The sequence below is a fragment of the Photorhabdus sp. RM322S genome, from assembly GCF_042879395.1.
GTDB lineage: Bacteria > Pseudomonadota > Gammaproteobacteria > Enterobacterales > Enterobacteriaceae > Photorhabdus > Photorhabdus khanii.
Genome location: NZ_JBHFKW010000030.1, coordinates 1 through 12,488, shown reverse-complemented (window position 1 = coordinate 12,488; position 12,488 = coordinate 1). Strand labels below are relative to the sequence as shown.

Genomic DNA, 12,488 nt, shown 5'->3' with positions numbered 1-12,488 from the left:
ATTTCTTTCCTTTAAATTCGTTCAGTTAAGAAGATCTAAGCGCAACAATTACGCTTCAACAATTGCCAGAATGTCGCTTTCAGACATGATCAATACTTCTTCGTTATCGATCTTCTCTGACTTAACACCGTAACCATCGTTAAAAATAACGATATCTCCAACTTTCACACACAGTGCTTTTACGTCACCGCTTTCAAGGATGCGGCCATTGCCTACAGCCAAAACTTCACCACGAGTAGATTTACCCGCAGCACTGCCAGTCAGCACAATACCGCCAGCAGATTTTGATTCAACTTCTTTACGCTTGACGATTACACGATCATGCAATGGACGAATATTCATTGATAGCTCTCCTATAAGAAAGTCCATATCAGGTAAGAGGATTGATACCAGTATGCTTTCATTGAACCAGTATCATAATAGATTAAATGGGGACTTATTTATGATACTTCAAGGGCAGGCAAAAAAATATTTTACTTTTTTCTTACCTACAAGAAAAAAACCGATGATTTGACACAACATTCAGCAGATAACCTCTTATCAACGGGGCTTATGTTCGTCATCATCGGAATCGGATTTAGGGTCGTTCAATTTACGGGAGGGGTCATCTTGCTTGCGCTCATATTCCCCTTCAAAGGTATTATTATCCCGTCTGAACCCACCGCTATTATGAGGACGATAGAAATTGATATGTGGCATCAGTTTCATCATTAATGTTTTTTGAACCGGCGGTAGTAACAGCAGTAACCCAAGGAAATCAGTAAAAAAGCCAGGGCATAGTAATAGGAAACCCGCCAGCAAAAGAGACACGCTTTTTACCATTTCTGCCGCCGGGCTCTCCCCGGCAACCAACTTTTGCTGGATCTGGATAAAATTCTTCATACCCTGATTGCGTACCAGAGAAATACCGACACAAGAAGTAAACAGCACCAGTAACAGCGTTAATAACACACCTAATTCAGAGGCAACACGTACAAATAAGGTTGACTCAATGTAGACAAGCAAAAATATCAGGATCAATGGCAACCAACGCACTTGGTGCTCCTTCAATTAATTGGGATGAAAAGGTTGTATCCTGGATAAATCATATCAACAAAATCCAAGGAACAACTAAATTAACATTTTTTCAGTTTATTAGAGATATGATTGGGGTCACAGCCATCGTTTTCAATCCTCTGAAAATCTTACTGATCAGGCTCATAATTGTGATTAATATCACATATATCAAATCACGTTAAGCAAATACCACTATAAAGTGATCCAGATTCAATGCATTTATTGCTAACCAGCATATGATCACGCCAGCAATCTGGTGATGAAGGGTTCATATCATAACTATTGCTGTTGGCAACATAATTATTTAACAAACGCATCATTAGACAGTAAAAACGTAATCTAATAAGAAGGTTCTCATGTTAAACAACATTCGTATCGAAGAAGACCTGTTAGGTAAACGAGAAGTCCCCGCTGAAGCCTATTACGGTATTCACACCTTACGTGCGATTGAAAACTTCTACATCAGTAACAGCACCATCAATGATGTACCCGAATTTATCCGTGGCATGGTGATGGTAAAAAAAGCCGCCGCCTTAGCTAACAAGGAATTGCAAACCATTCCCAAAAAAATTGCGGATATCATTATCAAAGCCTGCGACGAAGTGCTCAATACTGGCAAATGTATGGACCAGTTCCCAATTGACGTGTTTCAAGGCGGTGCCGGTACTTCACTCAACATGAATACCAACGAGGTTCTGGCAAACATCGGTTTGGAATTGTTAGGCCATAAAAAAGGTGAATATGAACACCTGAACCCTAATGATCATCTGAATAAAAGCCAATCAACTAACGATGCCTACCCAACCGGTTTCCGCATCGCAGTTTATAACTCCATCATGAAACTGGTCGAGTCTCTTGAACTGTTGATCGCCGGCTTCGATAAAAAAGCCAAAGAATTTGATGACATTCTGAAAATGGGTCGCACCCAGTTACAGGATGCAGTTCCTATGACGCTAGGACAGGAATTCAATGCATTCTCAATCCTGCTGAAAGAAGAAGTTAAAAACCTGAACCGGACTTCTCAACTGTTGCTGGAAGTTAACCTTGGTGCTACTGCTATCGGCACCGGTCTGAACACCGCACCGGGTTATCAAAAATTGGCGGTAGAAAAACTGGCTGAGGTCACTGACTTACCCTGCATACCCGCCGAAGACCTGATTGAAGCAACCTCCGACTGCGGTGCTTACGTTATGGTTCACGGCGCGCTGAAACGTCTGGCTGTTAAACTGTCTAAAATCTGTAATGACTTGCGTTTACTCTCTTCCGGTCCTCGTGCTGGCCTGAACGAAATCAACCTGCCTGAATTGCAGGCGGGTTCTTCTATCATGCCGGCAAAAGTTAACCCTGTTATTCCAGAAGTTGTAAATCAGGTTTGCTTCAAAGTCATCGGCAACGATATTTGTGTTACTATGGCATCCGAAGCCGGCCAGTTACAGCTAAACGTAATGGAACCCGCTATTGGTCAGGCCATGTTTGAATCTATCTCCCTGCTAAGCAACGCTTGCCGCAACCTGGTAGAAAAATGCATTAACGGCATCACGGCGAACAAAGAAGTTTGCGAAAACTTCGTATTCAACTCGATCGGTATCGTTACTTATCTGAACCCATTCATCGGTCACCATAATGGTGATATCGTTGGTAAGATCTGTGCTGAAACTGGCAAAAGTGTTCGTGAAGTCGTGCTGGAACGTGGCTTACTGACTGAAACTGAGTTGGATGATATCTTCTGTGTAGAGAACTTAAAACGCCCGGCTTATAAAGCAAAACGTTGTGATGATTAAACCTATCGAGTAGGCGTTATTATTGCAGGCTGCTCTTAACGGCAAAGAATGACAAATAAAACAGCCTAACGATAATAGTGATAACTTTTTGAATATAATAAAAAATAGCTCTTAGCAATCAAGGCACGCAACTCCAACTGGATAGCGTGCCTTTTTACTTCCCTACATGCACAAAGTATTAACCTAAAATTTTCAAATTTTTAATTATTTCAAGGAGTAAATATTATGTTAGCCGTAGAATTGGTTATCGTTCTGCTGGCCATCTTCCTGGGTGCCAGATTAGGGGGGATCGGCATTGGATTTGCCGGCGGTCTTGGCGTTTTGGTGCTGTCAGCAATGGGTGTTAAACCGGGGCATATTCCATTCGATGTTATTTCCATCATTATGGCGGTTATCGCTGCAATCTCTGCCATGCAAGTCGCCGGTGGTCTGGATTATTTGGTTCAACAAACTGAAAAATTGCTGCGTAAAAACCCAAAATACATCACGATCCTCGCACCTATCGTTACCTATTTCCTGACACTGTTTGCAGGTACAGGTAACATCTCTCTGTCAGCACTGCCGGTGATTGCCGAAGTTGCAAAAGAACAAGGCATTAAACCATGCCGTCCGCTTTCCACTGCGGTTGTCGCAGCCCAGATTGGTATCACCGCCTCGCCAATCTCCGCTGCGGTCGTTTATATGTCTTCTCTGATGGAAGGCCACGGAGTCAGCTATATTCATCTGCTGATGGTCCTGTTGCCATCCACTTTCGCGGCTATCGTTCTAATGTCCTTCATCGTCTCTTGGGTGTTTAATTCCAAACTGTCTGATGACCCTGTTTATCTAAAACGTCTGGCAGAAAACCTGGTGACTCTGCGTGGCAGCAAACAGATTGAAGTTAAACCAAGGGCTAAGGCTTCTGTTCTGTTGTTCTTAGTAGGTGTTATCAGTGTTGTTATTTACGCTATCGTCAATAGCCCAAGTATCGGTCTGGTTGAAGAACCACTGATGAACACCACTCACGCTATTCTGATCATTATGCTGAGTGTCGCAACTATCACTACGATGTCCTGCTCAGTTGATACTGACGCCATCCTGAATTCCAGTACCTTTAAAGCAGGAATGAGCGCATGTATCTGTATTCTGGGTGTTGCATGGCTAGGTGACACTTTTGTACAGGCGAATATTGATTGGATCAAAGGCACTGCCGGCGGCTTAATCCAATCTCAACCCTGGTTGCTGGCGGTTATTTTCTTCTTCTGTTCCGCCCTGCTCTATTCACAGGCGGCAACCGCAAAAGCGCTGATGCCGATGGCTCTGGTTCTGAACGTCACACCACTGACGGCAATCGCTTCTTTCTCCGCAGTTTCCGGGTTGTTTATTCTGCCTACCTATCCAACCCTGGTTGCCGCAGTTCAGATGGATGACACTGGAACTACCCGTATCGGCCGTTTCGTCTTCAACCATCCGTTCTTTATTCCCGGCACCATCGGGGTTGCTCTGGCGGTTGCCCTCGGCTTCCTGTTCGGCGGTATGATCCTCTAATCCCGTCAATAACAACCTAATTCAGGGGCGTACACCGCTCCTGAACTCTTCTCTGAAATAATGTTCTTTTCTCTGCAAGCCCTTAATTATTGTCTTAATCTTAACCAGAACACTTTCTGGTCTGACAGCCTTCGGTTATAGTGCTGAATATTTCTATTCTATTAGCGATCATTAACCTTATGATTAAACGTACTCTGATATTGTTTTTACTGCTTTGCAGTACGATGTTTACCCCACTGGCAGCGAATGCGCTGTTTGAACAACCGGGGCAAAACCTGTATTTGCCGGCAGATCAGGCATTCATGTTTGATTTTCAGCAAAAAGGCGACAAACTGACACTAAATTGGCAGATCAAACCGGGTTATTACCTTTACCGCAAACAACTTCGTATTGAGCCACAGCAGGCCACACTAGGTAAAATTACGTTGCCACAAGGTACGGCTCATCAGGATGAATTCTTTGGTGAAACTGAAGTTTATTTCCAACAACTCGCGGTAAATGTTCCTGTTACAGAGGCAAATGATAAATCCAATATTGTCGTCACTTATCAGGGCTGTGCCGCGGCAGGATACTGCTACCCACCGGAAACCCGCCTGGTTCCATTAAGTACAGTTATCCCATCAAAAACAACTAACGTAATACCCACCGAACCTGTTCATAAAACGCCAGAAAGTGCATCAAATGACCAGCAAAATTTACCTTTTTCACCACTTTGGGCACTTTTGATTGGCATTGGTATCGCCTTTACACCTTGTGTACTGCCGATGTATCCACTGATTTCCGGCATTATTCTTGGTGGTCAGCGCCCTAAGAACCTAAAACAGATTTTCTGGTTGGCCCTAAGCTATGTTCAAGGAATGGCAATCACCTACACCTTACTTGGATTGATTGTCGCGGCTGCGGGTTTACAATTTCAGGCCGCATTGCAACATCCATATGTGCTGATTGGTTTGTCGATACTGTTTATTCTACTAGCACTATCGATGTTCGGCCTTTATTCCCTGCAACTGCCTTCCTCCATTCAGACCCGCCTGGTCAGCTGGAGTAACCAGCAAAAAAGTGGCTCATTCTTTGGTGTATTCGCTATGGGTGCATTAGCGGGATTAATTTGCTCACCTTGTACTACCGCGCCTTTAAGCGCCATACTGCTCTATATTGCCCAAAGTGGTAATACAGTAGCAGGGGGAGTAACCCTTTATCTTTATGCTTTAGGAATGGGATTACCACTTATTGCCGTCACCCTGTTTGGTCATAAACTCCTGCCACGCAGCGGTCCCTGGATGCAATATGTTAAAGAAGCTTTTGGCTTCATTATCCTTGCACTGCCTGTTTTCCTGCTGGAAAGAGTTATCGGTGATGTATGGGGAATACGATTATGGAGCCTGCTGGCGGTCAGTTTCCTGGGATGGGGATTTGCTCTGACACTCAGAAGCCAAAATGGCTGGATAAGAGTCATGCAACTGATATTGTTAGTTCTGACGCTGATAGCCACCCGCCCATTGCAGGATTGGTTTTGGGGTACGGCAGCGACACAACAATCGCAACACAGCCTCAATTTCCGCCAGATAAATAACTGGCAAGAATTGGAACACCTAATGGCACAAAACAACCATAAAACCGTCATGCTTGATTTCTATGCTGACTGGTGTGCCGCATGTAAAGAATTTGAAAAATATACTTTCAGTGATCCACAGGTTCAATCACAACTACGTGAAACCTTACTATTACAGGCAAATGTCACCAATAACAGCCCACAGCAAAAACAACTTTTGGAAAAACTGAATGTTCGGGGATTACCGACTATTCTGTTTTTTGACTCTCAAGGAAAAGAGATCCCTGATTCACGGGTAAATGGTTTTATGAATACAACCCGCTTTAACGAGCATTTGCAACATCTGCAAAAATGATCTGAAGGAGAACACCGTGCAACGAGAACAAGTTCTTAGTCATGTCTTAAACTTGCTGGAACAACATGGCTTATCCGCCACAACTGAGATACTCCTTGGTTCACTTAACATGGATATGGAATATCTAAAGCAGTTCTGGCCCGATCGGGAAGCGCTGCTTTATGATTGCCTGCGTTATCACGGCCAACAGATTGAAGTCTGGCAACGACAGATGTTACTGGATGAAAATCTGACACCAGAGCAAAAGCTACTGGCTCGTTATGCAGCGCTTGGTGAAAAAGTAAAAGAGAAACGCTATCCAGGCTGCCTGTTTATCGCGGCCTGTAGTGCATTCCCTGAATCTGACCACCCTATCCATCAATTAGCTGAATTGCAAAAACAGAATTCTTCCCATTACACCACCGAGTTATTACATCAACTAGATATCGAAGATTGTGAACTGATTACCAAACAGATGGAACTGATTCTGGAAGGTTGCCTGAGCAAGCTACTGATCAAACGGGATATTGATGATATCGCGACGGCAAAACTGCTGGCAGAAGATGTTTTGGCTATCGCCAAATGCCGCAAAAATGGTGCGTTAAGCTAATAAAAATCAGCCAAGATGAATAACCACACAAATTTGGGGTAAAAAGTCAGCAATCAATCGTCTTTTATCATTTTTTATCAGAAAGGCATTGACGACTTAGGCTGAATACGGTTTAATTCGCCCCGTTGCCCGGATAGCTCAGTCGGTAGAGCAGAGGATTGAAAATCCTCGTGTCCTTGGTTCGATTCCGAGTCCGGGCACCAAAACTTAGTTTCATGATGTCCTTATACGTCCTGAAACGTTATAAAATCAGTAAGTTAAAGAAACCTGATGGTACCGAAAAGTTCTATTAGGGTTTTTGACATCCGGAGTTTTGGGGAGCTTAATTGGGGGCCTGTTGGTTCGATAAACTCTGGAGCCCCCGCTATGCCACTCACCGATACCGCCATCCGCAACGCAAAGCCGCTTGATAAACCTTACAAACTCAGCGACGCGCAGGGCCTGTACCTGCTGATTAAACCTAACGGCTCTAAACTCTGGCACCTCAAGTACCGCTTTGGCGGCAAGGAGAAGAAGCTGGCGTTTAGCGCTTACCCGACCGTTACGCTGGCGAATGCGCGTAAGCTGCGTGAAGAAGCCCGCTCGGTACTCAACGCAGGCGACGAACCGGGTGTAAAAAAGCAGCAGGCGAAGAAAAGCGGCAATACCTTTGAGGAGGTCGCCCGTAAGTGGCTGGCGGGCAATATCCGCTGGACGGAGATCGATCTGGATGGCGCAATGTGGACGATCCCCGCCCAGCGTGAGCCGATTCCGGGCGTGCGCTATTCAGAGCACGGCGCAAAGATGAAAACGCCGCATCTGGTGCTGCTGTCAAAACAGGCAATGACGGTGCTGAAACAGCTAAAACTGCTGTCCGGCAACGGAGAATTGCTGTTTCCGGGCGACCACGATCCGCGTAAGCCAATGAGCGAAAACACCATCAACAAAGCGCTACGGGTAATGGGTTACACGACACGAAAGTGGATATCTGTGGCCACGGCTTCCGCACGATGGCCTGTAGTGCGCTGATCGAGTCCGGTCAGGTGGGCAAGAACCAGCACGCCTTTTCTTTCTTTCCGCAGAAAGCAGCAACTCCTGAAAGAAAAACAGACTGTGCGTCAGGATGATGACTTTTTCAGCTATTTTGGCACGTATAACCTGATGCTGGATCAACGACGCGATTTCAAAGACATAGTTTTGCGACAGACTGGATATCGGATCCTCAATGACGATTAAACGTTTCCGTTGGTCATCGTCATCACGACTTTTTCTCCCTGTACAGGTTTCCAGAAAATAGAGAAAGGCAATCAGCGTTTTTTCACCTTCACTCAGGCTACCAAAAACTGGCGTATCACTGCTCTCGCCTTCCCGTACCAGACGATAATCATCCCGATCGTCATAGGGAGCAATGTGGAACCCAGTGATACCAAGACTATTCAGGCTGTGATTAATTCGTTCAATCGTTTCCTGCGTATTGACAATCAAGCTGGATTTGTCACGAATGGTTTCGATCAGTGTATTAAGTTGAACCTCTATCGCTTTCTGAGATGCCGTTAATTTTGCTGATTTCTCCGCGAGCTCAGCTAATTGTTCATCATGATTAATTATCGTATCTGTAGCCAGTTTTCGAATATGACCGAGTAACCGCTGTTCCAGTGCTTTCCGCTCTAACTGGTAATTCTCAGCCTTTCGGTTATGTTCACTAATTGCCGCATTAATGCTTACGATCTGTACAGAAACACTATCCATCAGTACAGAAAGGTCTTCGATCACGATCAATGCTGAGGGTGATGCTAATTTCTCATCAATACGCAATTTATTTCTCTGATACGCCTGTTCCAGTTCAAGCAAGCACAAATAGACAGGGTGATCCTGGCTAACCAGAGGACATTCTTTGACTAACTGACGCACATGTTCGGGTTTATCTTGCCAAAGCTGATACCGCCCCTGAAGCTCCCGCAACTGACCAATTACGGTTTCCCATGAGGTATCAAAAGTGCGGTAATCTCCTGCTGGAGTTGTCGGGCATCTATTGGCGTTTGACAAAATGGGCAAATGTCCTTGCTCAGCCATTGCTGCCCACTCGTCACCCAGTCAATGTTGCCTAATTGACTAATTGCGGCGGCAAGGCAGCTGTCACCTGTCGGAATAAAGGGTTGATTCAGTAACGCGATATCGTTTTCATTCAGAGGAGAGGCTGGCAATGTATCAATCAAAGAGTAGGGATTGCCCTTACTGGCCTCTAACCAACGTAGCTCTTCATCCAATTCCTGAGTAGAAGTATCTTCGATTTCTGTGTGCCCCAGAATGGTACGATAAAGTTTATTTGTCTGTTTGGTTCCAACCATCAAATCCCATAAATCTGTTTTTCTAATCTCCGCAGTGGAACTATAAATCTGTTTCGCAGATTCATTTTTAACGCTTTCTTTCATGCTCTCAACATCACGTTTTTGCACATCCAAAGCATCACTTTCAGTTCGCAGACGTTTACTCTCTGCTTCCAGAGCATCTATTTCAGCTTTTATCTCTGCGTTTTCACTGTTTAAGGTAAAAACACCTAGCTGAGATGGTTGACTGAAAATATCGTCCACATGCTCCTGATTAAACACCAGATAGTTCATATCCAGTGGAGGTTGCAGGCTACATTGGTCATAATCTGGTCTGCCATGTTTATAAAAATACCCGGAAACGGTCGACTTACCTGAACCGTTTTGTCCATAGATAAGAATGACATACTTACTCAAGTCAAACTCTACTGGTTTTTCGCCCTGATAGCTGCGAACGCCGTGAATGGAGAGAATGGTCATACTATATCCTTATCACCGCCTGCTGTATGTGGGTATTTTATCCCCGGAACGCCCTACAGCAAGCCGCCTGGCTGACAGTTTCTGCCTGATACATTAAAAATTATAATCATACTGTACTAACTACTGACATCATCATCATTAGACTCCTTGTTATACAAGGGATATAATGAAATCACATATCAATAAAAACGTCAGCACAGGAGAATCAATGTCTGTTGCAGCTCTCGCCCGCCAGCGGGTTCACCGCATGAAGCGTGGCATCCCCTTTTCCATCAGCGGATTTTATTCGCTGGGAAGCCGCGCGTCGGTACAACAGGCAATGAGTCGTCTGGTAAAAGAAGGTCTGCTGGTCCGGGTCGAACGCGGTTTCTACTCCCGACCAAAACCGTTAAAAAACATCCCCTCTGTTAACGTTGTTGCCAGTGCTAATGATGTTGCCGCAGCATGGGCAAAAGAGCGCGGGTACAAAATTACTCTACAGGGACTGGAAGCCGCTTACCGGTTAGGGCTGCAAACGCAGGCTCCGGTTAAACGCATCTACTGGTCAAACGGCCCTACGCGAGAGTTTCGTGTCGGCAATGAGTTGGTGCGGATCCAGCATAAATCAGCAAGCCGGTTACGCTGGCTGAACCGGCCTGAAGGGGAGCTGATGCGCGGTTTGCTAAGTCTGAATCAGGAACATACACCGCCGGAAACACTGAAGAATGCTTTCCATCGGCTGAGCATCCCGTCCGCTAAAGCGCGGCAGATTGCCGGGAAGTTAATGAATGAGCCTGCGCTTCATGCGTGGCGTTCACATCTGATGACGTTGCAAAAGGCGCTCTGATGAACATTTTCGATTATTACCAGAGCACATCACAACGCCGCGAGCTTCAGGAAACCCTCTCTTACGCTGCACAGCAGCATCCCTCCGGGCTGGGAGCCAGCTTTCTGGAAAAAGGATCTCTGGGTAACAGAGATCCTTCGGTTGCTTTTTAATGAGGATCTGCTGGGGGATTTATCTGTCGCGTTTAAAGGCGGAACGGCGTTGAGCAAATGCTGGAACGTGATTGAACGTTTTTCTGAAGATATCGATCTTTCTGTTCACTGGGCCGATCTGGCGGGTCACACAGAAGAGGAAGAACGGCAGGCGTGGGAGCAAAGCACGCTGAATAATAGCCAGAATCGCCGGTTCAGAGAGCAGCAACAAGACCGCTTAACAAAATGGACAAGCGAGTTGGTAGTACGGTTAAATCAACGTTTTCAGGCTTATGAAATACCAAGTCTTGAAGCAGAAATGGAACCCGACAGCGGTGGCGAAAAAGTGGATATCTATTTCCCACGGGTGAAGGAAAACAGTATGGCTTATCAACGCGATCATATTCTGCTGGAATTTGGTGGACGAAATCGTGGCAAGCCAACCGATCTGATGCCTGTAGTGAGCTACCTGTCCGGAATTGCAGGAATGGATGCACTTCAGCTACCTGCCGCGACCGTAAATGCTTATGACACGGGTTATATTCTTTGGGAAAAACTGACGGCGCTGCACCAGTTTTGTACACAAGCCAAAGCGCCAAACCCGGCCCGGCTGGCACGCCACTGGTATGATGTGGATTGTCTGCTGCGTAATAATTTCGCCAACCCGTATGAAACGCAGGAGGCAATGCGTAATGTGGTTGAGATGAAGCAACGCCGCTGGTCTGTTCCGGGCGTGGATTTTGCTCAGGTTGCTGTAGGAAACTTGCAACTGTTGCCTGACGATGCTGAACGGTTCGCAGCAATCACCAGGGATCATCAGGCAGCAGTTGAAGGTGGAATGTTCTTCCATCAGCCTGATGGATTTACTGACATTGCTGATCGCCTTCGCCATGCGCAGGATGAAATCAATCGTTTTATGCGCGACTCATAGATATAACCTATTCCTGCTTATTAGTCCCCCGGCCATATGGCATAAGCCTTTTCAATAATATGGTTTTTATGCTTGTACTCCAGCCCAGTCGCGGTATGATTTCATGATCTATCTTCCAGTTTTATGCTTGCCGCCTTTGCCGATAGTAGAACAATGCCGGGAAGCGTTATCAGCGATTAAGGGCACGGAATGGGCTTCTGGATATTTGTTATTGCACTGGCTGTTATCTGGTTTCTGTTTTCCAAAAAGGAAAAGTCTCCGCCCCCCAGAACAAACAGTAAAAACATCAGCCCAATAAATAATACGTCCCGACAAAAATCTCTCAATAAGCCAACCAATAGCGTAGCAAGTATACATTCTCAGGCACCCGATGATGACGAACTGGCAACCTTTACTTTCGTTAATGGGCAGACGGTTGAATACAGCACCAGCCGCGAACAGTCACGAGAAACCGCAGCCCGGCGCAATACCACGCCAGCGCGATGGGTCAAACCGGGAGAAAGCGTCACAATTCAAAACATCGTCATTAATCACGGTAATTTTTATTTCGGCGGGCAGTTAAAAACATATTCATCAGGGGAATATGGCTATCTTTATAACGATGGTTCCGACGCTTCTCTGGTTAACGACGCTTCATACACTGAACCTTAAGTATTAAGCCTCTCGAAAATACCCTCCAACCCATTATTTTTATTGGATTTTCTTTGGGGCAACTTCAACGCATTTTTGGAAAGATATTTCAGGGCCCAATCCAGATGGGATTCTATTTCCGACCAGGCATGATGAATAATCGCGCCCAATATCGGCAACAACCAGACATCAACATTTTTGGCGGCCTTGAGAAAGGAAACTGAAGGCAAAAACTGCCTCGCCAGACTGTGCCGGACTATCAACGCCAGCAGACTTGCCCAGATGAGCCCTTCTGCTATCGCTTTCTGGCCGGTTGCAAAGCCT

Annotated in this window: 11 protein-coding genes, 1 tRNA gene and 3 pseudogenes; 10 read left to right on the top strand and 5 right to left on the bottom strand. The window is 45.6% G+C overall.

Translation table 11 applies throughout. The features are described 5' to 3' along the window. Window positions 1-48: 48 nt before the first annotated feature. Both ACGF63_RS16700 and ACGF63_RS16695 read right to left on the bottom strand, forming a co-directional pair. Window positions 49-342, bottom strand: coding sequence for a co-chaperone GroES (locus tag ACGF63_RS16700; protein ID WP_021324345.1), 294 nt, complete (start codon window positions 340-342; stop codon window positions 49-51). A gap of 198 nt (window positions 343-540) precedes the next feature. Further along, window positions 541-1,035: an FxsA family protein gene (locus tag ACGF63_RS16695; RefSeq protein ID WP_387632152.1), complete on the bottom strand. Its 495-nt coding sequence runs from the start codon at window positions 1,033-1,035 to the stop codon at window positions 541-543. Between the two features lie 377 nt (window positions 1,036-1,412). On the opposite strand from ACGF63_RS16695, the gene aspA reads away from it, so the two are divergent. From aspA to ACGF63_RS16665, 6 genes and pseudogenes are all read left to right on the top strand, one after another. Beyond that, complete coding sequence (gene aspA, locus ACGF63_RS16690) at window positions 1,413-2,837, top strand: aspartate ammonia-lyase (protein ID WP_387632149.1); 1,425 nt, start codon at window positions 1,413-1,415, stop codon at window positions 2,835-2,837. 225 nt (window positions 2,838-3,062) lie between these two features. Then, window positions 3,063-4,364: an anaerobic C4-dicarboxylate transporter gene (locus ACGF63_RS16685; protein ID WP_152962685.1), complete on the top strand. Its 1,302-nt coding sequence runs from the start codon at window positions 3,063-3,065 to the stop codon at window positions 4,362-4,364. A gap of 179 nt (window positions 4,365-4,543) precedes the next feature. Further along, entirely contained in the window at window positions 4,544-6,271 is a 1,728-nt protein-coding gene (locus tag ACGF63_RS16680; RefSeq protein WP_387632147.1) for a protein-disulfide reductase DsbD, read from the top strand. A gap of 16 nt (window positions 6,272-6,287) precedes the next feature. Then, window positions 6,288-6,860 carry a transcriptional regulator gene (locus ACGF63_RS16675; RefSeq protein WP_036844536.1) on the top strand — a complete coding sequence of 191 codons (573 nt, stop codon included), beginning with the start codon at window positions 6,288-6,290 and terminating at the stop codon, window positions 6,858-6,860. 127 nt (window positions 6,861-6,987) lie between these two features. Further along, window positions 6,988-7,063, top strand: a tRNA-Phe gene (locus ACGF63_RS16670). A gap of 163 nt (window positions 7,064-7,226) precedes the next feature. Beyond that, window positions 7,227-7,894 (top strand): annotated as a pseudogene (locus ACGF63_RS16665) (tyrosine-type recombinase/integrase); the annotation flags it as partial. Between the two features lie 67 nt (window positions 7,895-7,961). Here the strand turns inward: ACGF63_RS16665 and ACGF63_RS16660 are convergent. Next, a pseudogene (locus ACGF63_RS16660) lies at window positions 7,962-8,912 on the bottom strand (AAA family ATPase); the annotation flags it as partial. After that, window positions 8,810-9,646, bottom strand: coding sequence for an AAA family ATPase (locus ACGF63_RS16655; protein WP_387632144.1), 837 nt, complete (start codon window positions 9,644-9,646; stop codon window positions 8,810-8,812). The gene ACGF63_RS16655 and the pseudogene ACGF63_RS16660, both read right to left, overlap by 103 nt. A gap of 208 nt (window positions 9,647-9,854) precedes the next feature. Here ACGF63_RS16655 and ACGF63_RS16650 point away from each other — a divergent pair, with 208 nt between their 5' ends. The 4 genes from ACGF63_RS16650 to ACGF63_RS16635 all read left to right on the top strand — a co-directional run bounded on the left by ACGF63_RS16650 (window position 9,855) and on the right by ACGF63_RS16635 (window position 12,185). Further along, window positions 9,855-10,472 carry a DUF6088 family protein gene (locus tag ACGF63_RS16650; RefSeq protein WP_387632141.1) on the top strand — a complete coding sequence of 206 codons (618 nt, stop codon included), beginning with the start codon at window positions 9,855-9,857 and terminating at the stop codon, window positions 10,470-10,472. After that, window positions 10,472-10,624, top strand: a complete 153-nt coding sequence (locus ACGF63_RS16645; protein ID WP_387632138.1) for a hypothetical protein — start codon at window positions 10,472-10,474, stop codon at window positions 10,622-10,624. Before ACGF63_RS16650 ends, ACGF63_RS16645 begins: the two co-directional genes overlap by 1 nt. Then, window positions 10,614-11,534, top strand: coding sequence for a nucleotidyl transferase AbiEii/AbiGii toxin family protein (locus ACGF63_RS16640; RefSeq protein ID WP_387632135.1), 921 nt, complete (start codon window positions 10,614-10,616; stop codon window positions 11,532-11,534). The genes ACGF63_RS16645 and ACGF63_RS16640 overlap by 11 nt, the downstream gene beginning before the upstream one ends. A 189-nt stretch (window positions 11,535-11,723) precedes the next feature. Then, on the top strand, window positions 11,724-12,185 hold the full coding sequence (locus tag ACGF63_RS16635; protein WP_387632132.1) for a hypothetical protein: 462 nt from the start codon (window positions 11,724-11,726) through the stop codon (window positions 12,183-12,185). Here the strand turns inward: ACGF63_RS16635 and ACGF63_RS16630 are convergent. Then, window positions 12,182-12,488 (bottom strand): annotated as a pseudogene (locus ACGF63_RS16630) (IS4 family transposase); the annotation flags it as partial. The gene ACGF63_RS16635 and the pseudogene ACGF63_RS16630 overlap by 4 nt on opposite strands.